This window comes from Streptomyces sp. 3MP-14 (assembly GCF_006334905.2).
GTDB lineage: Bacteria > Actinomycetota > Actinomycetes > Streptomycetales > Streptomycetaceae > Streptomyces > Streptomyces triticirhizae.
The window spans coordinates 191,350-214,950 of record NZ_VDLZ02000005.1 but is presented as its reverse complement, the minus strand read 5'-3'; the positions used below and the strand labels follow the sequence as shown (position 1 = coordinate 214,950).

The 23,601-nt window shown below is 74.8% G+C and carries 15 protein-coding genes; all 15 read right to left on the bottom strand.

The genetic code is table 11. From position 1 onward, the window contains the following. Positions 1 to 2 precede the first annotated feature (2 nt). The 15 genes from eccD to FH609_RS09510 all read right to left on the bottom strand — a co-directional run bounded on the left by eccD (position 3) and on the right by FH609_RS09510 (position 23,567). On the bottom strand, positions 3 to 1,466 hold the full coding sequence (gene eccD, locus FH609_RS09580) for a type VII secretion integral membrane protein EccD (RefSeq protein ID WP_139666893.1): 1,464 nt from the start codon (positions 1,464 to 1,466) through the stop codon (positions 3 to 5). A 69-nt stretch (positions 1,467 to 1,535) separates the two neighbouring features. Further along, positions 1,536 to 5,603 carry a type VII secretion protein EccCa gene (gene eccCa, locus FH609_RS09575; RefSeq protein ID WP_193317832.1) on the bottom strand — a complete coding sequence of 1,356 codons (4,068 nt, stop codon included), beginning with the start codon at positions 5,601 to 5,603 and terminating at the stop codon, positions 1,536 to 1,538. Positions 5,604 to 5,635: 32 nt separating this feature from the next. Continuing rightward, positions 5,636 to 8,185 carry a hypothetical protein gene (locus tag FH609_RS09570; RefSeq protein WP_139666894.1) on the bottom strand — a complete coding sequence of 850 codons (2,550 nt, stop codon included), beginning with the start codon at positions 8,183 to 8,185 and terminating at the stop codon, positions 5,636 to 5,638. A gap of 55 nt (positions 8,186 to 8,240) precedes the next feature. Next, complete coding sequence (locus FH609_RS09565; protein ID WP_139666895.1) at positions 8,241 to 8,582, bottom strand: hypothetical protein; 342 nt, start codon at positions 8,580 to 8,582, stop codon at positions 8,241 to 8,243. An 81-nt stretch (positions 8,583 to 8,663) separates the two neighbouring features. Then, entirely contained in the window at positions 8,664 to 10,136 is a 1,473-nt protein-coding gene (locus tag FH609_RS09560; protein WP_139666896.1) for a hypothetical protein, read from the bottom strand. A gap of 2 nt (positions 10,137 to 10,138) precedes the next feature. Next, complete coding sequence (locus tag FH609_RS09555; protein WP_139666897.1) at positions 10,139 to 10,519, bottom strand: hypothetical protein; 381 nt, start codon at positions 10,517 to 10,519, stop codon at positions 10,139 to 10,141. A gap of 82 nt (positions 10,520 to 10,601) precedes the next feature. Next, positions 10,602 to 10,916 (bottom strand): hypothetical protein, encoded by a 315-nt coding sequence (locus FH609_RS09550; RefSeq protein WP_139666898.1) that lies wholly within the window; start codon positions 10,914 to 10,916, stop codon positions 10,602 to 10,604. A 96-nt stretch (positions 10,917 to 11,012) separates the two neighbouring features. Then, positions 11,013 to 11,354 (bottom strand): WXG100 family type VII secretion target, encoded by a 342-nt coding sequence (locus tag FH609_RS09545; protein ID WP_139666899.1) that lies wholly within the window; start codon positions 11,352 to 11,354, stop codon positions 11,013 to 11,015. 182 nt (positions 11,355 to 11,536) lie between these two features. Continuing rightward, entirely contained in the window at positions 11,537 to 14,263 is a 2,727-nt protein-coding gene (locus FH609_RS09540) for an NB-ARC domain-containing protein (RefSeq protein WP_139666900.1), read from the bottom strand. Between the two features lie 56 nt (positions 14,264 to 14,319). Beyond that, a complete protein-coding gene (locus FH609_RS09535; protein ID WP_139666901.1) occupies positions 14,320 to 15,684 on the bottom strand; it encodes a TIGR02679 family protein in 1,365 nt (454 codons plus the stop codon). Next, positions 15,681 to 19,832, bottom strand: a complete 4,152-nt coding sequence (locus FH609_RS09530) for a TIGR02680 family protein (protein ID WP_139666902.1) — start codon at positions 19,830 to 19,832, stop codon at positions 15,681 to 15,683. Before FH609_RS09530 ends, FH609_RS09535 begins: the two co-directional genes overlap by 4 nt. Further along, entirely contained in the window at positions 19,829 to 21,181 is a 1,353-nt protein-coding gene (locus tag FH609_RS09525; protein ID WP_139666903.1) for a TIGR02678 family protein, read from the bottom strand. The genes FH609_RS09530 and FH609_RS09525 overlap by 4 nt, the downstream gene beginning before the upstream one ends. Next, positions 21,178 to 22,710 (bottom strand): TIGR02677 family protein, encoded by a 1,533-nt coding sequence (locus FH609_RS09520; protein ID WP_193317844.1) that lies wholly within the window; start codon positions 22,708 to 22,710, stop codon positions 21,178 to 21,180. Before FH609_RS09520 ends, FH609_RS09525 begins: the two co-directional genes overlap by 4 nt. Before the next feature lie 156 nt (positions 22,711 to 22,866). Then, on the bottom strand, positions 22,867 to 23,310 hold the full coding sequence (locus FH609_RS09515) for a PIN domain-containing protein (protein WP_139666905.1): 444 nt from the start codon (positions 23,308 to 23,310) through the stop codon (positions 22,867 to 22,869). Continuing rightward, positions 23,307 to 23,567 (bottom strand): CopG family transcriptional regulator, encoded by a 261-nt coding sequence (locus FH609_RS09510; protein ID WP_139666906.1) that lies wholly within the window; start codon positions 23,565 to 23,567, stop codon positions 23,307 to 23,309. Before FH609_RS09510 ends, FH609_RS09515 begins: the two co-directional genes overlap by 4 nt. Between the last annotated feature and the right edge of the window lie 34 nt (positions 23,568 to 23,601).

The following is a 23,601-nucleotide window of genomic DNA, read 5'->3' as shown; positions in this document are numbered from 1 at the left end:
GTTCAGGCCCGCAGGTCGAGCAGCGCGGCGTAGACGTCCCACACGGCCAGCGCCAGCGGGACCACGGACAGCAGCGCGGTGGTCTCCAGCAGGTCGAGGGCGCGGGAGGTCCTGGGGTTGGCGCGGGCGCGGCCGGCGAGCAGGCCGACGGCGGCGGCGACCAGCGCCACCAGCAGCGCGGCCGGGAGCGCCACGCCGAGCGGCGCCAGCCGCTGGCCGACCAGGTCGGTCAGCGCGAACGCGGCCCCGCCGGCCGCCGCCAGCAGCGCGCCGAGGAGCGGGATCGCGGTCTGGGCCGGGTCGCGGAAGAGGCGGGCGCGCAGCAGGGTCAACGCGACGAGCACCACGGCCAGGACGGCGGCCCACAGCTCGCCGGCGGCGAAGAGGACCAGGGTGCCGCCGAGCGCCACCAGGTGGCCGCCGGCCAGCATCCCGAGCAGCAGCCGGCGCGCCCTGGCGACCCGGGCGCGCAGCTGGCCGTGGGCGAGTTGGCTGGGCAGCGCGGCCAACTCCTCGGTGGTGGAGGCGATCTCTGGCGCCGGCATCCGGCCGACGCGCAGCGCCAGGGTGGGCCAAAGGGTGGTCAGGGCCAGCGCCAGCGGGGCGACCACGGCGGCGGCCCTGGCGGGCGGGACGTCCCAGACGGCGCAGAGCAGGGCGCCGGTGGCGGCAAGCGGTCCCGCGACGACCAGGGCGGTGAACGTTCCGTCGCCGCCGCCCACCAGGAGCGGGCCGAGCGCGCCGAGGACCGCCAACACGGCGCAGGCCAGCAGGAGATGGCCGGCGGTGAAGCCGTCGACCGTGCCGGCCTCGGTGCCGAGCAGCCGCACCGCGCCGAGCAGCGCGGGCGGCGCGGCGAGCGCGGCGGCGCAGGTGCCGGCGGCGATGTCGCCGAAGGCACGGGAGAGCAGCACGCCGACGACGAGGGCGAGGAGGGCGGTGGCCAGGCCGAGCCAGCCGGGGAGCCGGCCGGGTGCGACGGCCAGCGCGCCGGTGGCCGCGAGGGTCGCGGCGGCGGCCAGCGCGCCGCTGACCCGGCGGGTGGCGGCCGGCGGCCAGCCGCCCTCGGCGCGGTCCTCGCCGATGACCTCGACGACGTCGTCGTAGAGCGGTTCGGTGGCGTCCTCGGCGCCGTGGCCGAGGAAGAGCACGTCGCCCTCGACGACGCCCTGGGCGGCGAGGGAGGCGGCGGCGTCCAGGCGGGTGCCGTCGAGGCGGCGCAGCACCCAACCGCCGTGCCGCGCGCCGCCGTCGGGGCCCGGTTCGGCGCCGGCGTGGGCGAGCAGGGTGGGCAGCAGCCGGGCGAGCGGCAGCCCGGCGGGCACGGCGAGGTCGGCGCGGCCCGCGGGTCCGGCCAGGCCGATCCGCACGAACTCGCCGGCGCCGCCGGCCGGGCGGGGCGCGGGGGCTCCGGGGGCGGCGGCGGGCGCGTTCGGGGTGGCCTGGGTCGGCTGGGCGGCGCTCATCGGATGATCTCGCTCATCGGGTGGTCCTGCTTCGTCGGGTGGGGTCCTGCTCGTCGGGTGGGGTCCGGCTCATCGGCCGGGGTGGGCGGCCCGTCGGCCGGTGTCGTCGGGTGCCGGCGGCGGGGTCGGGCCGCCGGCGGCGGCGAACGGGGAGTCGGCACGGGCCAGTTGGACGGGGACGTTGCCGAGCCTGCGGTGCAGCAGCAGGCCCCGGCCCCGGGCGCGGCGGGCCGACTTGACGCCCCAGATGGGCATCTCGTCCTTGGGCACGCTCAGCAGCACGGCGGGCGTGTTGAGTTCCTTGAGGCGGCCGATGACCGGCTCGGTCACGGCGCGGGAGGCGCCGCCGGCCTGGCGGGTGACGTAGAGGTGCAGGCCGATGCCCCTGGCCTGCGGGAGGAAGTCGAGCAGGGCGCGCAGCGGGTTGCCGCGCGAGGTGGCGACCAGGTCGTAGTCGTCGACCAGCAGGTAGATCTCGGGCCCGGTCCACCAGGAGCGGTCGCGCAGCTGCTCGGGCGTCACGTCGGTGCCGGGCAGCCGCTTCTTCAGGCCCTCGGCGAGTCCGGTGACGACCTCCATGGAACGCTCGTGGGTGGTGGAGTAGCCGAGCAGCGAGGGCCCGTCGAACTCCCGCAGCATGGTCATCCGATGGTCCAGGACGATCAACTTGGCGTGTTCCGGCGAATAGTTGGCGATCACCTGGCGGCCAACGGCGCGCAGCAGCGAGGTCTTTCCGGTCTCGCTGTCGCCGATGGCGATCAGCCCGGCCTCCTCGCCCGGGGTGAAGACGACCTGCTCCAGGCGGTTGCCCTCCACGGCGACGGTGACGCCGGGGCCGCGCCCGGTGACCTCCTCGACGGGGAACGCGGTAGGCAGCAGCCGCACCGGGCGGGCCCGCGCGCCGGTCCAGGCGGCGTCGATCCGCCGCACCAGGTCGGCCACGCCCTCGGCGAGCCCGGCGTCGGAGCGGACCGCGTCCACCCGGGGCACCGCGATCAGGAAGTGCTCCTTGTCGCGGGTGATGCCGCGCCCGGGGCGGCCCTCGGGGACGGTGCGCTGGGCCTTGCGGTCCATCTCGGAGTCCAGCGCGTCGCCGAGCTTCAACTCGACCTTGGTGCCCAGCAGATCGCGCAGCGCCATCCGCATGTCCAGCCAGCGGTTGCCGGTGACCACCAGATGGACGCCGTAGGTGAGCATCCGGCCGGCGAGCGCCATCAGGGTGCCCTCCAGCTCCGGGTAGCTCTGCCGCAGCACGGCCCAGCCGTCGACCACCAGGAACACGTCGCCGAAGGGGTCGTCGGCGATCCGCCCGGCGGCCCGGGCCGCGCGGTAGGCGGCCATGGACTCCACGCCCAGCTCGCGGAAGCGCGCCTCCCTGGCCTCCATCACCTCCAGCACCTCGGCGACCGTCCGGTTGACCACCTCGGCGTCCAACCGCCCGGCCACGCCGCCCACATGGGGCAGCCCGGCCAGCGCGAAGAGCGTGCCGGAGAAGTCCAGGCAGTAGAACTGCACCTCGGCCGGCGTGTGGCGCAGCGCCAGCGCGGCGACGAGCGCCCGGACCGCCGTCGACTTGCCGCTGTGCGGCCCGCCGACGATCGCCACATGCCCGCCGGCGCCCGCCAGATCCAGCTCCAGCGGGTCGCGCCGCTGGTGGAACGGCAGGTCCAGCACGCCGATCCGCGCGGTCAGCGGCGCGGAGCCGGCCGGGTCGGCGCCGAACCCACGCCCGGGCCGCTCGACCAGCCCCCCGTAGAGCTGGTCGAGCGACTCCGGGCGGTCCAGCGGCTCCAGCCACACCTGGTGCGCCTGCGGGCCCTGGCCGGTGAGCTGCTCCACCATCACGCCGAGCACGGTGGCGCCCAGCTCCTCGGTCTCGTCGAACTCGTCGGCGGCCGGCTCCGGTTCGGGCTCGGGCGCGCGCTGCTCCGCCGGCACCGGCACCAGCCCGGCGGGGAACGGGCGCACGGTGGCCGCGCCCGTCAACGCGGCGGGGCCGCCCTCGCCGCCGGTGCGGTAGGGGCCTGAGACATAGGCGGCGCGGAACCGCCGCAGGTTCGCCGTGTCCGTCTTCAGATAGCCGTGGCCGGGCGCGGACGGCAGGTGGTTGGCGTCCGGCACGCCGATGGCGGTGCGGCTCTCCGCCTCGGAGAACGTCCGCAGCCCGATCCGGTACGACAGGTGCGCCTCAAGGCCGCGCAGCCGGCCCTCGTCGAGCCGCTGCGAGGCCAGCAGCAGATGCAGCCCCAGCGAGCGGCCCAGCCGGCCGATCCCCACGAAGAGGTCGGCGAAGTCCGGTTTCTGGGCGAGGAGTTCGGAGAACTCGTCCACCACGATGAACAGGCTGGGCAACGGCGGCAGCGCCGCGCCGCGCTGCCTGGCCCGCTCGTAGTCCCGCACCGAGACCAGGTTCCCCGCGTCGCGCAGCACCTCCTGGCGGCGGTTCATCTCGCCGGAGAGCGCCTCCCGCATCCGGTCGACCAGGGTCAGGTCGTCCTCCAGGTTGGTGATCACCGCCGCCACATGGGGCAGCTCCGCCATCCCGGCGAACGTCGCGCCGCCCTTGAAGTCGACCAGCACCAGGTTGAGTTGCTCGGACGAGTGGGTGACGGCCATGCCCAGCACCAGGGTGCGCAGCAGCTCCGACTTGCCGGAGCCGGTCGCGCCGACCAGCAGGCCGTGCGGGCCCATGCCGTTCTGCGCCGACTCCTTGATGTCCAGCTCCAGCAGCCCGCCGTCGGCGGCCACGCCCACCGGCACCTGGAGCCGGTCGCGCATCGGCCGTGGCCGCCAGAGGGCGTCCAGGTCCAGATGGCCGGGGTCGTCGATGCCCAGCAGCGCGGGCAGCGTGTTGACGGCGGTGGTCAGGTCCTCGCCCTCGGCGCCCGACGTCGCGGCGTCCATCCGGAACCTGGCCACCCGCATGGCCAGCGCCTCCGCCTCCGCCGTGGACAGCGCGTCGGCCGACCCGAGCCGGTCCCTGGTCTCGCCGGCGGCCACGAACAGCGCGCCGTCGGACTCGATCGCCAGCGCCACGCCGTGCGCCTCCGCGAGCGCCCCCGCGCGCCCCGACAGGTCCAGCACCGTGACGCCCATCATCCCGTGCGGGTCCAGCAGCGCCTCGCCGCCGGTGACCAGTCCGCCGTCCAACACCACCAGCAGGTGCGGGAGTTCGGGGTCGGGTTCGGCGTCGCGCTGGAAGCGGGTGCGGCGGGTCAGCTCGGCACCCAGCCACTCCTCCAGCACCGCGAGGCTCGGGTGGACCATCCGCAGCGGGCCCACATGGTCCAGCTCCTCGGGGTGGTGGGCGTGCGGCAGCCACTTGACCCAGGCCCAGTCGGGCGCCTCCACGTTCCCGGTGCAGACCACCAGCCGCAGCTCACGCGGGGAGTGGAAGGTGACGGCGTGCGCCAGCAGCGCCCGCGCCAGCGCGCGGGCCCGCTCCGGCTCCGTCCCGTCGCCCAGCGACAGCGCGGCGAACCGGCGCAGCGCCACCTGCACCGGCAGGTCGGACACCACGGCGTGGGTGTCGACAAAGCGCTTCAACGCCACGGAGCAGAGCGGGTCCAGGTCCTCCACGGGCGCCGACTCGCCCGGCACCAGCGCGGTCGCCAGATAGCGCGGCCCGGTCCCGACCCGCACCACCCCGAAGTCCTCGTCCGCCGGCCGCCGTTCCCACAGCCGACGGCTCTCGGCCACGGCCCACAGCGTGTCGGGCGGCGGAGCGTCCCACAGCAGCGCGGCCCGCTGGGCGCCGGCGGTGCGCCGCACCTCGCTCCTGGTGCGCTCCAGATAGCGCAGGTACTGGCGGCGGTCCTCGCGGGCCTGGCTCTTGGCCGAACCGCGCTGCCGCAGCACCGAGCCGACGACCATGGCCAGGCAGGACACCAGGAACATGGTGCCGACGATGTAGCCGATCGGGCCCCGGCCCATCGTCAGCATGTACAGCACCGAGCCGAGGCCGCTGAGCGCGGGCAGCGCCGTCATCCAGACGTTGTTGTCCTCCGGCCTCGGCAGCTCGGGCGGCGCTTTGAGCACCACCTCCTGCCCCGGCACGGCCGGCCGCGCCGCCCGCGCGGGCCGGCGCAGCACGGTGGTGGGCGTGGTGGGGGTGGCGGAGGTGGTGCGGGAGAACAACGGGGGCTCCTTCGTCGCGGGGCGGGGCCGGGTCAGTTACCGAAGCGGCTGCTCGACGACAGGCTCTCCCTGGTCTTGTCGTAGTCGAGGGAGTCGTCGCTGCCGTAGCTCCTGACGTCCGGCACGGCCTCGGCGACGGAGACATGGCTGTCGCTGCGGTAGGTGATCCCGTCCGCGCTCTCGTTGAGCCCGGTGTGCGGCGTTCCGGCACCGTTCCAGGAGGCCATCGCCTCCTCCGGGGACATGACGTCCAACTGGGCCTCCGGCGGGACCTGTTCGTTGTGCGCGTCGATGGCGCCCGCCGTGAGGGCCCGCTGCTCCATCAACATGTTGATCTCGTGCCCGTCCAGGCTGTAGTCCGCCTGCGCCCCCGGCTCCTGTGGCTTGTAGTCGGGGAAGAGCACCGGGTCCACCAGCCCGTAGGCCGTCGAGCCGAGGTTGACGCCGGTGGCGTACTGGGTGGGGGCCAGGGTGCCCGCCACGCTGAGCGCGGCGCCGATGCTGGACTTGATCACCTTCTGCTGCTGGGCCTGTTGGGCGTCCTCGCGGCCCTCGTACCAGTTGATGACGTCCCGTTCGCCCCACTCCATCAGCCCGGTCAGGCTGCCGACGGACTGGAGGGTGTTGAGCGCGTCGCTGTCCTGGGGGTCGCCGTTGGCGTAGTACTCGTAGGCCATGTTCCGCTGGGCGTCGAAGACCCCGGACTTGAAGTGCTCGTAGACGCTCTCGTCGGTGGCGGCCATCAGGCTGAAGGCCGCGTAGCGGTCGTCGGTCTCCCAGATGCCCTCGGCGCCCTCCAGGCCGGCGATCGCGTCGAGGCGGGACAGTGTCGCGTCGGAGACGGCGCCCTGGAGACCGGAGGTGTCCCACGGGTAGTGCTCCCGCATGAGGTGGTTCGCCTCGTTCCAGTCCTCGATCAGCATCGAGGGGTCGTTCGTGAAGTGCTGGATCACGGTGTCCGCCAACGCCCGCCGCTCGCTGTCGTCCTCGCCGCCGTTGGGCAGCACCGCGCTGCGCACCAGGTCGCCGACGCCGTCGCTGTCGGCCCACTGGGCGCCGAACAACTCGTCGCGGACGCCCTCGTTGCTGAGGATCTCGAACGAGGCGTCGGTGTTGAGGGCGACATTGCTCAACAGGCCGCTGCTGCCGGTGTTCTCCAGGAAGTCCGGCATCACGATGTCCTGCGGCGGGTCGCCGTCGGCCTCGATGGCGGCGTCCGTATAGGCGCCGACGTTGATGGAGTGCGCCGCCTGCTGGACGTCCAGGGCCGCCGTCGTCAGATGGTGGGCGAACGTGTCGCCCGGCGGGACCGTTGCCTGTTCCATCACCGCGCCGAAGCCGTTGAAGTCGCTCATCACGCCGCGCGCGTCCGCCAGGCTCTCGGCGTCCCGCAGGTCCTGGTCGGCGTCGTAGACGAACGCCCTGATGGACTCGGGGATGTCGGCCGGGCCCTGGATGGACGGGTGGGCGTCGAGGTCGATGCCGCCGATCTCGGGGTTGGTCAGCATGTTGATGCCGTTGCCGAGGGCGGCCTGGATGCCGTGGATCTGGTCCCACTGGTTGTCGATGGCGTTCTCGTGGGCGGCTCCCACGTCCTGGCCGGCCGGCGCGTTCGGCGAGAGGTGGCCCAGCGCGGCGAGGGTGTCGGCGTCGATCGTGTCGTAGAAGGTGTCCAGGTACTCGCGTTCCTCGGGCGTGAGGTCGCGGCGGGGCGTGGTCGGGTCGTCCGGGTCGTAGACGCCGGCCCCGATGGCGGCCAGTCCCGCCGTGTAGTCCTCCAACCTGTCCAGGTTCCGCTCCCCCTCGGGCTTGGCCATCTCCTCCTCGATGCCCTCGGCGGAGTACTCGGCCATCCCCTCGGTGCCCCACATGGAGTGCGGGCCGGCGCCGATGTCGTAGCCCAGGTCGGTCAACTCCCCGGCCCGGCTGACCATCCAGGAGCGGTAGTCCTCGATCTCGGTCTCCATGTCCCCGTGGAGGGATGTGATGTCCTCGGCCGCCTTCCCGAGGTAGTGCTCGCGGATGGCGTCCAGCGCGGCCTGCGGGAACAGCCACTCGGTGAACCGGCTGCCGTCGGCCTTGTAGACGGTGCCGGCCACCGTCACCGAGGGGGTCTCGTAGAACGCGGACTGCTCGGCGCTCTCCACCAGCTCGGCGAACTTGTTCTGGTATGTGGACCTGGCGTCGGTGAGGTGCTCGTGGAACTTCTCCTGCGCGTCGGAGCGCAGGATGCTCACCTGTTCCTCGGTGTCGGCGGCGAGTTCGGTCGCCGAGTTGATGATGTCGGCGACGTCCTCGATGTCCTGGCCACTGCCCTGGAGGTCGCGGTCGGTGATGGTGATGTGTTCCTCGGCGTTGTGGTGCCCGATCCCGTCCGTGGTCGCCGCCTCCTGGGACACCTCGGAGGCGCGGGCGGCGACCTCGCTGGCACTGCCCGCCTCGCCTGCGGCGGCGGCGAAGCCCCGGGACGCCTCCGCCATCTCCTCGACGTCGATCTCCTCGGCGAAGTCGTCAGCGGTCTCCCAGGGGTCGACGCCGGCCTGTTCGACCACGTCCTCCCGGGTGAAGTCAACGCCTGCCATGGATCGTCCTCGCTGTTCGTGGAATCTCGGGGTGGGGGCGGGCCTTCGGGGCGGTTCAGATGCCGTCGGCGATCCGCTGGCCCAGCTCGCCCGTCGTGCCGGCCGCCGTCACGGCGGCATGGCTCGCTGCGTCGGTGTCCTCGCCGATGGCCGCCGCCTGGTAGCCCGAGTCGCCGAGGTCGTCGCGGCCTTCCACGGCGTGGTTGACGCCCCGCGCCTGGGTGTCGCGGGTCTCGTTGACGGCGTTGACGAACGCGTCGGCGCCGCCGTAGGAGCTGGCGCTGGCCGAGACGGTGCGCAGATAGGCGTGCGCGCTCTCCGCCTCGTCCGAGGCGGCGTAGCTGCCCTGGCCGCCGGCGCGCAGCGACTCCGGAAGGTATTCGAGTCCTTCGGACATGGGGTCCCTCTCTCGCCGGGCCCCTCGGGTCCCGGCGTTCGTTCACGGCGGCGTCCTCGGCCCGGCGGGCCCGCCGGGTGGCTACTCGCCCAACACGCCCGGCACGGCGCGGCGTTGGCTCGTCCACACCGACGGGTCCTCGGCCAGGTCGTCGGGCCTGGCGTCCCGGCGGGACTCCTCGGCGCGGCGCTGGCCGGTGCGGCCCCCGCCGGCCGGCGGGGGCGCCAGCTGGTGGCGGGCGGCCGCGTCCTGGCGGCGGGCCGCGAACGCGCCGCCCCGCTCGGCCGTGGTGGTGCCCCGGGCCCCGCCGGGCGCGCCTAGGGGGGAGCGGCGAGCGGCGGAGCCCGAAGCGGTCGGTGGGGGCGCCGGCGCGTGGCGCCCGGGGTGCGCGCCGCCGAGCCCTGGCCTGGCGGGCCGGCCGGCCCCGGCGCCGGGGCGGTGCGCGGCCGCGCCCGGTGGCGGCGTGAACGGGCGGCCGCCCTGCGCCGCCTCGTGGAGCGCGAACCTGCTGGCCACGTGGGCGCGTTGGTTGAGATGGCGCAGCGCCTGGCGGGTCAGCTGGGCGCGCGCAGGCCCGGTGTGGCCGATGCTCGGCGGCATGATCCCGCCGTAGAGGCCGGCCAGCGAGGCGGTGCCGGCGCCGCCGCCCAGCGCGGCCAGGCCGCCGGCGGTCGCGACGGCGCCGGGCCCGACGTTGAGCCCGGAGAGCCGGGCCGCGTACTCGGTGACCGCGCCGAACGGCTGGCCGGTGATCGGGTCGATCCACCGGCCCACCGTCGGGTCGAACTCGCGGCCGGTGGCCGGGTCCACCAGGAACCCGGTGGTGGGGCTGTGCAACCAGCCGGCGAAGTCGCCCCGTTCGGGCCCCAGCAGCCGGCCGTGCGGGTAGTCGCCGACGCCGACCAGGCCGCCGTTGGCCGCCCGGACCATCGCGGCACCGCCCATCGCGCCGCCCGCCACCCCGGCCGCCCCGACGCCGCCCATGCCCGCCACGCCTCCACCGCCCGCCACGCCGCCGCCGGCCAGCTCGGGCGCGCCGCCCCCGCCGCCGGCGCCGCCGCCCGGGGCGGCCGGCGCGTTGCCGCCGGTCACCTGCGCGAAGCTGGCGGCCAGCCGGTCCAACACCCCCTGTGCCTCGGCGACCAGCCGTTCCTTCTCCTCGCTCTGCCGCCCGGCCGCGCCGACGGCGGCCATCCCGACGTCCTGGCCGGCCGGCGTCTGGGACGCCTCGGCGAACTGCTCCTCCAGGAGCAGCGCCTCCTCGGTGGCGCCGGCGGCGGAATCGCCCGCCGTCTGGAGCTGGTTGGCGATGGACATCGCCACCGCGCTGGCACCCGAGGCCCAACTGGCCGTCTCCGCCATCCGGTCGGACAGCTCGATGAGGCCGACGCCCGGCTCGGCCGCCGCGCTCTCGGCGGCGCCGGCCAGCCGGTCGTTCTCCCCGGTACCGGCGCCCGCGAGCGCGATCCACGCGCCGGCCGCCGCGTACATCCGGATGTGGCGGGCGCTGTAGATGTCGTCGACGATGCCGTGGAACGCGCTGTCGCTGCTCATCCTCAGTACACCTCCTGGCGGTGACCGCCGCCGCCCGAGCCGCTGTTCATCAGGCCGTCGAAGTAGTCGACCGCCCCCGAGGCGTCGTTCAGCCGCTGCCCGGCCGACGCGTCCGTCTCGTCGGCGATCGCGGCGGCCTCCCCCGCGCTGGCCTGGATGTCCGCCACGGTCACCCCGGCGGCCTCCACCTCGGTCAGCATCGCGCGGGCCGCGCTCTCCAGCGCCGCCTCCGCCTCCGCGCCGCCCGGCACGGTGCCGAACAGCCCTCTGGCGCTGGCGATGTCGATGAACTTCTCGCGCATCGCCGCGAGTTCGCCGCTGCCCCCGGCGGCGGACTCGGCGTCCCGCATCGCGTCCGGGTTGAGTTCGACGTCGCCTGACATGCTCCGGCCCGCCCTCCTGCTCTACGGATTCCTGTGCTTCCTCGGGGCCGGCCCCGCCCGGCCCCCGTGGAACGGAACGGGTCTAGCGCCCGCCGCCGGCGGCCCTGACCATCGCGGCGCCGCCCTCGTTGCCGATCGTCTGCACGTCCCGCATCGCGCGGTTCTGGCCGCTGACGCTCTCGTCGAAGCCGCCGGCCTCGCGGCGGAACTGCTCGTCCCGCTCGCTGAGCACCGAGCCGATGGACGCGTCCACCTGTCCCTGCTCGATCAGGGACGTCAGCTGGGTGTGCACGTCGTCCCAGATCTCCTGGTAGCGCTCCTGCTGGCCGGTGGTCGCCGACTGGATGGCCTCCAGGCCCTCGTTGCCGAACCGGATCATGCCCTCGCCGTAGCCCATGGGTGCTGCTCTCTCCTCGCTGACTGGTCGCTGCTTCGTCGCTGCTTCATCGCCGCTTCGTCGCTGCCCGCTGGTGTCGCCGAACGGCCGTTGACGTCAGATGGCCTGGGCGATGCCCGCGTCGGGGGTGATCCCCGGCGTCTGCACGCCGTTGAGCACGCCCTGCGCGTCCGCGTCCGTCTCCCGACCGGTGGTCGCGGTCAGGCCCAGGTCCTGCGAGAGCCCGTCGAGCGCGGCGGCCAGGGCCTGGCCGGCACGCCCGAGGTCGTCGTAGGTCTCCATGGCGCGGCCGGTGCCCGAACCGTTGTAGGCCGTGGACACGTTGGCGCTGTGCCCGCCGATGCCCGTGGCGACCTCCTCCATGTCGGTGTAGGCCTGGTTGATGATCGCCATCACCCGGTCGACCTCCTCGGGTGAGAGCTTGATCTCGTCGCCCATGGCGTTCCCTCCCGTCACTGGTGTTCGCCACCGATGTTCACCGTTGCAATGCACGACCGCGCGGAACGCGCCGCGTCCGGTCGTGGCACCATGGTGGAACAGCCGGCGCAAAATTGCACCCGCATCTGTGTATCAGAACTGTAGCAACGGCAAGAACCGCGGGTGTCCAGGAGGTTGGGCGGTCAGCCGGCGAGATACCGATCCGTTATTCGCACTCGCAAGTGGCTGTTCTCGCGGCTGTTGAGGTCCTCGATCACGGCCTTCGCGTGCATCTCCTCGACGTGTGCACTCGCTTCCTCACCGAGGCCGCGCAACGCCTCGGCCCGCCAGGTCCGCTGTTGGGCCACCACGAACGGGTCGAAGGGCTGCTCCGCCGCGTGGGCCATCCCCCGCTCGCTCCAGCGGACCGCCTCCTCGTACTCGGCGACCTCCAGGTGGTACTCCGTCAACACCCCGGCCGCCATGGTCCGCTCCCAGGGCAGCTGGGCCGCCGCGTAGTTCGCCAACAGCAGTTCCCTGGCCCGGTCGTGGTCACCGAGGTAGAGGTGGCAGCGGGCCAGGTTGTTGGTCAACGGGATGCGGAACTCGTCGTAGCCGCCGGCGTCGACCTCGGCCAGCGTCTCCTCCGCCAGGCCGATCGCCTCCGCCAGGCGCCCGGCCGAGCCCAGGCAGGGCACCAGGTTGAGGGTGGAGCGCAGCGCCTCCTCGGTCCGGCCCATCGAACGGAGCACCGTGATCGCGTAGCGCAGCAGCGCGGCGCCACGCAGCGCCTGACCGCGCTGCCCCCACAACTTGCCCAACTGGCCGAGCGTCACGGCCTCGGCGAACCGGTCCCCGCGCCGCCGCGCCACCGTCAACGCCAGCTCGCACAGCCGCGCCTGCGCGCTCCAGGCCAGCCGGGTGCCGAAGTAGGTCTCCAGCGCCCGCGCGCTCTCCACCGCGAAGTGGGACAGCGGCGCGCCGGCCAACTGCCCACCCCGGTCGAAGTCCGGCACCGAGAGCTGCTCGGCCAGCGCCAGCACGTCGTCCAACACCTCGTCGGCCCAGGGCAGCGCCTCGTCGACCGAGGTGAACGGGCGGCCGGCGGGGAACCGGGCCGCGCCGTCCTGGTAGCGGCTCCGGTAGTTCTTGCTCAGCGCCATCGGCAGGTTCAGCCGGTAGAGCGAGCCGGCGTACCAGTTGGCCAGCGCCGTCAGTCGGTCGCGGTGCCACTCCCCCGGCATCCGCGCCGCCGCCCACGCGGCCGCCGAACGCAGCAGGTCGTGCAGGGTGTAGACGCCGGGCCGTGGGCAGTCCACGATCCGCGCGTCCGCCAGCCGGTCCAGCGCCGCGCCGGCCTCCCTGGCGGTCACGTCCATCAGCGCCGCCACCGAGCCCGGCGTGTAGGAGCGCACCGCCGCCGCGCCCAGCGCGGGGAAGAGCGCGGCGGCCAGCCGCTCGTCCGCGCCCCGGCCCGCGGCGAGTTGGTCGATGCTCACCATCAGGCTGGCCCGCAGGTCCAGATCGTCGCCGGTCAACTCGTCCATCCGGCGCCGCTCGTCGCGCAGCGGGCCGAGGAAGTCCGCCACCCGCCAGCCGGGCCTGGCCGCCATCCGGGTGCCGATGATGCGCAGCGCCAGCGGCAACCGGCCGCAGAGTTCGACCAGTTCGGCCCACTCCTCGGCGGTGCCCCGCTCCCCGCCGTCGCCGGCGGCGGCGGCGATCGAGCGGACCAGCGCGACCGCCTCGTCCGGGGCGAGCGTGCCCAGGCACAGGCGCAGCGCGCCGGGCACCCCGGCGAGCAGGGCGCGGCTGGTGACCAGCGCGGCCGAGCCGCCCTCGGTCGGCAGCAGCGGGGTGACCTGGGCCCCGTCCACCGCGTTGTCCAGCAGCAACAGCACGCGGCGCTGGCCCAGTTCGGCGTGGTAGACGGCGGCCGAGCCGGCCTCGTCCGGCATCTCCTTGCCGGGCGTGCCCATCGCCGCCAGCAGCAGCCGGCGCGCCTCGGGCACCGTCAACGGCTGGTTGCGCGGGTCGGCGCCGCGCAGGTCCACATAGAGCAGGCCGTCGGGGAACCGTTCGGCCAGCTCGCGGGCCGCCCTGACCGCCAGGGTCGACTTGCCGACCCCGCCGGGGCCGTCGATCAGGCAGACGGCGGGTGCGCCCGAGGCGTCGGTCAACCGGCGGCGCAGCCGGCCGAGTTCGACGGCGCGGGCGACGAACGTGCCGATCCCGGCGGGCAGTCCGGCCGGCGCGGGCGGCGGCTCGCCGGCGGTGGCGCGTTCGACGATCCCGGCGAAGGCGGCCGCCTCGCCGTCCTCGGGAAGCCGCGCGGCGGCGCCGGGCGTTTCCTCCTCACCCCGGGCGTCCGGCCCGGCCGCCGGGGAGTCGCCCCGCGCCCAGCCGCCGGCCGGGGCCTCCTCCTCCAGGCGCAGCTCCACCTCGGCGCGCAGCCGCAGCGCGCGCGACCACAGCAGGCGCAGCCGTCCGCGCTCGACCTCCCGCAGCGGGCAGTCGGGCAGGCCCATCAGCGGGTTGCCGGTCCACAGCGGAAGAACCCCGTCCAGCGCGGCCAGCGCCGCCTCGGGGCGGCTGGGCGCCAGCGCGTCGGCGCGGCGCAGCGCCGCGGCGAACCGGCCCACGTCCGTGGTCTCCGGCGGCACGTCCAGCACATAGCCGCCGGGCAGCGTGCGGACCGCGCCCCTGGGCAGCACCGCGCGCAGCCGCGCCACCTGGCGGCGCAGCCGCCCGGCCGCGCCCTCGGGCGGCGTCGGCCCCCACAGCTGCCGCGCCAACTCGCCCGTGCGCACCGGTTCCCCCGGGTACAGCGCGAGCGCCGCCAGCGTGGCGCAGGTCAGCGGCGCGGTCAACGGCAGCACCCGACCGCCGTCGCCGAGCACCCGCACCAGACCGAGCAGGCGGATGTCCACGGGTACCCCCAACGAGCCATGCCGTCGACCAGACCGGCCGACGTCGCCATCCCCCGTCATTCCGTCACTGTTCGAGGTGAGATCGTCGCACGACCGCTCAACGGAGAAAAGGCTCGCCCGACTTTCTCACCACCCACGCCGTCGAGGTCGAGGCCGGGAGCACGGCCGTCGCCGCTGGCCGCGGCGGCGAGATCCGCCAGCAGCGAGTCGGCCACCAACTCCTCGACGATGGAGACGTTGTGCTCGGCGATGGCGTCGGTCAGCTCGGGGTCCCACGGTGCCTCGGTGAGACGGCCGGGCGGCGGACCATGCGGGGCACGAGCCACCGCCGCCCGGTAGTCGGCGGCCGCCATGCGCCAGGGGCGGGCCGAGGTTCTGGCCAGGACGTGGGCGGCGATGCGAATGCCCTCCCCGTCGAAGTCGCCGTGGTACCGGAGGGCGGCGCCGCCCTCGGCGAGCAGCCGAAGCAGCAGCAGGACCGCGCTGTTCGGCCAGCCCGACGTGCAGACGAGCGGCGGACAGCGCGGGCCGAAGCGCCGGACGGCCAGGGCCAGGACGCTCGGGTTCTCCACGATGGACACCACCGGTTTCGCCCGGGCATCGGTGGCGAACTCGCCCGGGGCTCGCAGTTGGGCAAGGGTCACGCTGGCCGCCTGCCCGGCGTCGGCGCACAGGCGCACCAGGCGGGCGAGTGCGCCGCCGCCGAGCGGTCGCAGCCCCGCGACGAGAACGGTGGTGGACAGCTCGTCGTCCGCGATGCCCACGCGGGCCCACTGGGCCCGCCGCTCCGCCGCCGACCGGGGCGGGTCGCCGTCGTGGAGGGCGGCCAGGGCGCGCAGGACCAGGGAGGAGAGGCGGGTGCCGTCGTCGAGCGCGTGGGAGTCTCCCCGCAGCACGCGCGCGGCGAAGGCGGGCAGCGGCTCGGCGGGCGCGGGGAGGGCGTCGAGAACGGTGAGCGCGTCGGTGAGGAGCGACCGGGTGCGGGTCGGTGAACCATCGACCAGGCCAGCCGCCCGGCACGACGCCGCCCAGGCGGCGAGCGCGGGTTGTGCGCGGACGGTGGGATGGTCGTCGAGCCACGCCCACAGCTCAGCTCGCTCGGCCTCCCGGCGGCGCCTGGTCTCGGCGCGGTCGTCCAGGGGACCGAGGAGCGCGTGGACGGTCTCGCGCACGGTGCGCCCGGAGAGTTCGCCGACGGCCTCCTCCAGGCGGGCCAGCGGCACGAACGGCCGCACGGCCGGGAGGCGTTCCATGCCGAGCAGGTCGGCCAGCGCCTCGCGCTGGGCCTCGTCGAGGGGCCCGACGCGCACGCGGCTGACGGGGCGGCCGGAGGAGAGACGGTCGTGGACCGCCCGCCACAGCGGCGCCAACTCCGGGCGGTGCACGCCCTCCTGGCCCCGCCCAGGACTGGGGGAGGTCATCCCTCCTCCCAGTCGCTGCCGCTCCAGACGAAGCGGGCGCTGGTGACGGCGTCGTCACCGGCGCCGGTCAGCAGCTGGTGCACCGCGATCCCCGGCAGTTCCCGATAGGTGCCCCACTCGTGGTCCGAGGTGAGCACGAGGTCCAGGTCGAGCGCCGTGAGCAGCGCGAAGATCTGTCCCCGGTTGACGGTGTCCACCCCGACGAAGACCTCGTCCAGCAGGATCGGGCGAGGCGCCAGCGGAACCGCCTCGTAGTGGGCCGCGACGGCGGCGAACAGCGGCAGGTGGAGGGCGATGGCCTTCTCCCCGCCGGAGAGCGCGCCGTGCAGTTTCTTCGTCAGCGGCTGCCAGCCGGCCCCGTTCGCCCGGTCCAGGCGGACGGTGAACCGGTGCCAGGCCGTGTAGTCGAGCACCTCGCCCAGCTGCTCCTCCCAACTCGTCGCCGTGTCGGCGGCCTTGGCCTCCTCGATACGAGCGCGGAAGAAGTCGTGCAGGGCCTCCCGGTCGGCAGCCGTCGCCCGGCTGGGGTCCTTCAGCAGCAGCTCACGGGCCGCGCGGGTGCCGTCGGGCAGGTCAGGGCGAACGTCCCACACGAGCCGCACGGCGACCTGGGAGGCGGTTCGGACCCGCTCCAGATGCCCGTTCATCCGGTCGACCAGCTCGTGGGCTCGACGGATGCGTGCCGCGAGGTGGCGGCGGATGTCGCCGGTGAGGATCTGGTCGAACAGACCGCGCTCGGCCGCCGTGATGTCGTCGCGGCCCCGGTCGCGCTCCTGGGTGAGCGCGCCGAGCAGACCCGTCGCGCCGACGCGCACCCCGTCCAGGGAGGCGGTCAGGAGCTGGATGTCCTCGTCGGGCTCCAGCTCCAGGTCGGCGCGGGCGCCGAGGCGTTGGCGGGCCTCGTGGACCGCCTCGGAGAGGCGGGTCGCGGCGTCGCCGAGGTGACGCGGGGCGTGCGGCAGGTCGGACCAGCGCGCGGCGAGGGCGCGGGCGGCCTCCAGGGTGGCCCTGGCCCCGCCCTCGGCGCCGGGCCGCTCCGCGAACCCGGCGTCCTCGGCCAGCCCGGTCGCGCACAGGTGGCGGAACCGTCGCGCCGCCTCGTCCCGGGTGGCGACCGCCGACTCCCGCCGTTCGGTGTCCCCTCTGCTGGTGGCCGTCAACTCCCCGATGCGGTGCTGGAGACGGAGCAGGAGGCCCTCTGCCGCGGCGGCCTCCTCCCGGCAGCGGCGCAGCTCGTCGCGTGCCTCGCCGACCCGGGCGACGACCTGTCGATAGTCCTCCCCGACGGTCGCGGCCACGGCCGCCAGGCGCGCGCCCAGCCCGGTGGCCGTGCTCTCGGCCTCGTCCGCGTCCCGCTCCTGTTCCTCGGCTTCGCCCCGCGCGCGCTCCGCGTGCCCCGCCAGCTGACGCGCCGTGTCGGCGGCGGCACGCGCGGCCAGGTGGGCGTCCACCCAGGCGTCGGTGGCGTCCCGGAACCGGTCGATGGCGCCGGACAGTTGGCGCAGCCGGCCACGGTCCGTGGGCAGCCCGTGCTCCACGGCCCGGTGGGTGAGCGCCCGCAGGGCGGCCTCGACCTCGTCCTCGGCCCGGCCCAGACGCGTGGCCGCGTCCCGCACCGCGTCGTCCCTGGCGGCCACGCGCTCCTCGGCGCGCGCCAGCTCGTCGGCCCTGGCCTGCGTCTCCCGGTGGTCGGGACGCGCGGCACGATCGGCGTCCAGCCGAGCCCTGCGGGCGGCCAGCGCGCGCGACTGGTCGTCGAGCGCGGCGAGGGCGGAGCGCATCTCATCGACGCGGCCGGCCAGTTCGTCGATCCGGCGCTGCCGAGCGCGTTGCCGAGCCAGGGCACCGATGTGGGCGGGCTCCGGCTTGGCCCAGGTTCCGGTGGCGAGCGCCAGGCGCCAGGACCCGTCGGCGGACACCGCCACCGGGTGGTCGCCGGTGGCCGGCGGGCCGTAGGCGATGCCGGCCAGGAGACGGGCCACGATCTCGGCCGGCACGGGAGCGTCCTCCTCGGGGCGCAGCACCTGCGACAGGCTCGGCCCCGGCGCGGGCACGGCCAGGGCCGCGTCGACCCGGGTGTCATGGCCGGGCAGCGCGATCCCCTCGTCGGGAGAGACCCAGGCGTCCAGCAGCCCCGACGCCTCCAACGCCGCCTCGACGCCGGCCCGCGCGGCAGCGGGGACATCGTCACGGAAGGCCACCAGCCGCCACAGCGGGGCGCCCGGCACCGTCGTCCGGTCGGTGGTGCGGGTGAGCGGAGGCGTGGGCGGCAGGTCCTTCTCCCGGCGCAGCCGCAGCATCTCCTCCTCCGCACGGCCCAACTCGTCCGCCCGTGCCCGCCGTTCGGCCTCCACGGTGGCCTCGGCGGTGGCGATCTCCCGCTCCAACGGGCGGGCGACGGCCTCCGTCAGCGCCAGCACCTCGGGCTCGGCGTCGGCCAGGTCGGCCAGTTGGTCCGGGTCGGCGAAGCGCAGCTCGGCACAGGACGCGGCCCAGGTGAGCAGCCGTTCCGCCTGCGAGGCCAGCGCCTCGTCCCGGGCGCCGACCGCCTCGTCGCGCCGGCCCATCGCCTCCGTGAGCCGGGTGCGGGAAACCTCCAGCGCCTCCTCGGCGGCCTCGCGGTCCCGCACGGCCGTCTCGTGGCCGTCCAGCACCTCGCCGACCTGGGTGATCTGGTGCCGCCGCGCCTCCGCCGCACCGCGCGCCAACTGGCGTGCCCGGCCGGCCCGTTGCTCGCCCGGCACGCCGCTGCCACCCGCTTCGGTGCCGGTCGGGGGCGGCGTCTCCTCGCCCCGGCCGCCGGCCAGGGCGCCCGGGCCAGCGAGGAGTGTCCGGACCTCGTGGTGGACGGACTCCAGGCCGGCCGCCCTGGCCGTGGCGCGGGCCTCGTCGGCGGCCTGTCGGGCGTGGGCGTCGAGGGAGCGCGCCTGGAGCGCGGCCCGCTCGGCGCTCAGCCGGCCGTCCTGGGCGCGGCTCCCGGCGGCCCGCGCCCTGGCGCGCCGCGCGCGGGCGGCGGCCGTCGCGTCCTCGACGCGGCCACGCAGCCGGTCCAGCTCCGCGCCACGCTGGTAGGCCTCGCTCTCCCGCAGGCCCTCGATGGTCTCTTCCAGCGTGTGCGCGCGCTCCGCCAGCTCCCGGCGGCGCACCACGGTCGACGTGCGCTCCGCCTCCGCGCGTTCCAGATGCTCCGCGCTGAGGCGGGCGACGCGGGTGAGGTTGTCCATGTCGGTGGTCGCCGAGATCAACGCGGCAGCGCCGGCGCGCAGCACCCGCCGCGCGTAGTCACGCTGCCGGGATGCCACCGAACCGGCCGCCTTCACCTCGTCGTCAAGACGCGTGAGGTACTCACGCTGGCGGTCCAACCTCTCGAAGCCTTCGGCGAGTTCCGCGATCTCGCCCTCCCCCAGCGGCGGCAGCGCCCGCGAGAGCAGTGTGGAGAGGAGGGAGGGATCGAGCCGTTCGGAGAGTTTCGGCTGGCGCAGTTGGAGCAGGGCGGACAGCAGCGACTCGTAGCGCTGCTCCCCCATGCCGGCGAAGAGCGTCCGGCGCACGGCCGTGCGGTGTTCGGCGGCCGACGGGTGCATCTCCCCTCGGTCGCCGAGCGCCGCCGCGAGCGCGGCACGGGTGAGGGGCTGCCCGGTCTCGTTGACGAGGAACACGCCCCCGGGCCAGCCGATGCGGGCCTCGGTGGTGAAGTAGTCGACGTGCACGCCGCTGGTGTGCGTGCTCGCCTGGAGGCGCGCCCCGCAGCCGAACCACCGCTCGGCGCCGTCCTCGTCCACGCGACCGAACTCGATCCAGACATAGCCGACGCGGGTCTTGCCGGTGGCGCCCTCGCCCATCAGGTTCCAGTGCATGGTGCGCTCGGAGCCGCCGAACGTGGACAGCCGATGCGGACGCAGGCTCGCGTCGAAGAGGAACGGCAGCAGCAGCTCCAACGCCTTCGACTTGCCCGAGCCGTTCTGGCCACGGAGCAGCAGCCGCCCCCGGTGAAAGGTGAAGACCTCGTCGTAGTAACGCCAGACGTTGAGGATGCCCGCGCGATGGGGACGCCAGCGGCCCACGTCGGCGCCCCCGGGTCCCGCCGGGGCGAGCTGCGGCCCGGTCGCCCCCTGCCGGCGCGGCAGCGGAAGCTCCGTCACGCTCATGCCGTGTCTCCCTTCTGCGTGGGGCCGGGCCAGGTCCCGTCGGCCGCTGTCTCGTCCGGGCGCGCGCGTTCGCCGCCGCGTTCCTCGTCCACGCCCCCGCCGGCCGGATCGGCAACGCGGTAGCGGAAGGCGGCCGGACGCGCGACGACCCGATCGCCCGCCTCCCTGAGCAACCCGGCGTGCCGCAGGACGCGCACCGCGTCACGCATGAGCCGTTCGGCGCCCTCCTCGGACCGGTACGCCTTGGCCCACCCCGGAAAACGGCGCAGCAACTCCGTGCCGAACGCCCTGAGTTGTTCGGGCAGCATCCCGGCGGGCGCCGCGCACAGCGGCTCAAGCAGCAGCAGCGCGGCAACCCGCGCCGTGGAGGAGTCGTCGGGGAAGCGCTGATCGGTGGCCACCGCCTCCGGGTCGACCAGCAGAAACCCCTCCGCGCGCTCCTCCAGCAGGAAGCCCGCCTGCCCCACCATCCGCAGCAGGAGCTGGCGCCCGCTCGGGGAGGTGACATACGCCAGCTCCTCCTCGGAGAGGTCGTCCCGGTACAGCACGGGCTCGTCGAAGAGGCGACGCAGCACCGAGTGGCGCAGCCGCAGATTCCGCTGCGCGGCCGTGACGGCGGTCTCGGTCCGCACCTCCTCCTCCGGGCCGCCGGCCGCCGGCTCGGGAGCGGCGCCGTAGCGCGGCTCCCGGGTCAGTCCGGCCAGGAGTTCGCCGAACCGCGCGGGAACCTCTTCGGGAGGCACGGCCAGCCGGGAGGCGCCGACCGGCGCGGTGGGCAGCCGCATCAGCAGGGTGGTGTCGACCCGGTAGAGCACCTTGGCCTCCGCCGACTCGACATACGCGTCGGTCGCCCCGTCCACGGCCCGCACCACGCCGTAGGACTCCAGCAGCTTCAGAACGTCGACAAAAGCCATCCGTTCGCGCCGGTCGACCGGCGCGAAGGACGGCAGCGCCCGATCCGTCGCCGTGGCCCGCACGACACGGTCGGCGAGCAGACCGATGGTCGTCACGGGCATCGACAGCAGCTCGGCCGAAACCACGCACAGCAGCACATAGCGCCTCCGGTCGAAGGCCGCCCGGCCCGAGCGGGTCCTGCGGGCCGGCCGCGAACCATCCACGCCCGCGCGGACCTTGGCCAGGCGCGCGTACCCGCGCCGGGGCTCGACCAGCAGGCTCCAGCCGCAGGCGTAGTCGAACCACCGGGCGATCGTGGGATGACGCCTGCGCACCAGGTCGAAGCCCGCCGGGTCGGCCTCGGCGGTGAGCAGCGGGCGCGCCAGCAGCAGCCGAATGCCGCGCGCGACCTCGCCCGCCTCGGCGGCGGCGAGTTGGTTGGTGAGTTTGCTCATCCCAGGGCCCCCCGCCGTCCCGAACCCGGCGAGGGGAAGGCGTCCGCTCCGCCCGCCACGCCGATCCGGACCACATAGTCGGGGCCGGCCAGCGAACCCTCCGTGGTGTGCAGCACGGCGGTGCGGTCGTCCGGCGGCGGGGACAGGACGATCTCCACCTCCCCGTCGCCCGTCACGGCGCGCCGCAGCCCCTCGGAGTCCGGCCGCGCCGACAGGGCCCGGCCCAACAGGTCGAGCAGCAGCTGGAACACCCCCGGGTCCAGCGCGCCGAAGGACGACAGGCGGACGGCGCCCTCCGTCACCAACTCCCGCCAGGCTCGGGCGAGGGCCGCCCGTTCCGCGCGGGCGCGCTCGGCCCGTTCGGCCCTGACCGCCGCGACATCCCGCACCCGGCCCGTGCGGGTGAACCGCTCCGTTCTGCCGCTGGTCCGCAGCAGCGCCGAGACCGCCACCGGCGGCGCCTGCGCCCAGGGCAGCGAGGGCGGTATCAACTCGGGGTCGGGGTGGGCCAGATGCGCGTGCCGCGCCGCGCCCAGCCCGAACGCGGCCGACCACAGCCGGTGGAGATCCTCCTCGCCGGGCGCGGCGGCGAACCAGCGGGCCAGCTCCCGAAAGTCCCGCACGGCGCTTGAGGAACGGCGACGGGACTCGTTGATCCGCTCCAGCACCCGCATCAGCGAGACGATGGCTCGCCGGGCGATGTCGTGCAGTTGGTCGATCCGGGGCCGGGCCCCGTCCTCCGGCAGGAACCACGCCCGCAGACCGGCCCAGCGCGCCCGGCGGCTCTCCAGCCAGCCGGCCGCCGGGTCGCCGCCGGCCGACGGCGGCAACTCGGCTCCGCGCAGGGCACGCTCGCGCAGGCCGACGATCCCGCACCGCTCCACCCGGGACACGGCATCAGCGACCGCCTGCGCCCGACGGTCGAGGTTGACCAGGAACTCCCTCAGATAGGCGACGGTCGCGGCCTTGACCTCACGAAACACCTCCAGGTCCGCGCCCTCGGCCCGCAGCAGACGCTGCAACTCGCCGTTGAACGCCCTGGTGTTCTCCACCAGGGCCTCCAGATGCCCCTCCAACTCCCGCAGGGTGCTGAAGATCCGGCGATCGGCCGTGGCCGGCTCGTCGGCCAGGACACACAGCTCGTCGAGGCGGTCGGCGATCGCCTCCAGCACCGCCGTCTGTAGGGCCCCCGTGGAAGCCAGGACCTCCAGGGCGTGCCGCACCCCGGCGAGGGCGGCCTCGCCACGTCGGGTCAGCGAGTACTGGAGATTGCGTCGCTCGTACTCCTCGGCCGTCCGGTAGTTCTCCGCGTGGTTGTGGACGACGTCCAGCAGCTCCCACGCCACCAACTGCCGCAGCGCCTCGTACAGCTCCTCGTCCTCGACCGCCGCCAACCAGCCAACGGTACGCAGCCGTTCGCGCACGGCGTCGAATCCGAGTGCCGTCTCCAGATGCTCGCCGGCCACCCCGAACGCCTCAAGCAGCGCGCCGTACAGGTCGGATCGCTCCACCGTGGCGAACCGGAACATCTCCGGCGGAACCCTGCGCACCCCCGGTCGGCCTCCTCCCCAACGGCCTCGACGTCATCTGGCAGACCACGGTAGAGGACAGCGCTGACAATCGCGGGCGAAACCAGGACATCGGAACATGCCAGACGAGCGGTCGGCGGCCGCCCGCCGCCGACATCACACCGGAAGGTCGTCGGGCAACAGGCGAAACGCCTTGTGACGGCTCAGGGGGCGCACGGCCCTGAAGTCACGCCGGTCGAGGGTGAGCACGGCATCCGTGTCGTAGTCCGTGGCGAGAGCGACATTCACGGCGTCCGCGAGGTCCAGGTCAAGATCGCGGTAGCGAGCCCGCACGGACTGCGCGGCGCCCAGGTGTTCGTCCGTGACCTGGGGGATCGTGACGCGCCCCGCACGCAGCCAGCGGCGGATGTCGTCGACCGCGCTGAGGGCGGCCTCCCGGCCGAGTTCGCGGGTGGCGACGTGATCGAGTTCGGAGAGCAGCAGGGGGGACATCACCAGGAGCCCGGCGACCATGATCGCCTCGTTGGCCGCCCGGTGTTCGGGATGGGCGCTGTCGAGCGCCGCGAGAAGGCCCGAGGTGTCCGCGACGACGATGATCACCTGGTGGGCTCGTCTCCGGCCTCGCGGCGCACGGCGTCGGCGACGGCGTCGCGCACGTCGCTTCTGGTGGGCGTGCGCCCGGTCCCCTCGAAGGTGCGGGAGAAGAGGGGCTCGTCCCAGGTCCGGTTGGCCATGGCCGCCAGATGGATGCCCTCGCGGATGATCTCGGCCTCGCTAACGCCCCGCCGCCGGGCCGCCTCCCTGATGATGGCGAGGTCCTCCGGGTCCGCATAGACGTTGGTGCGCTTCATGGACATGTACCGAAGCTAACACATGTACCAGGACCGACAC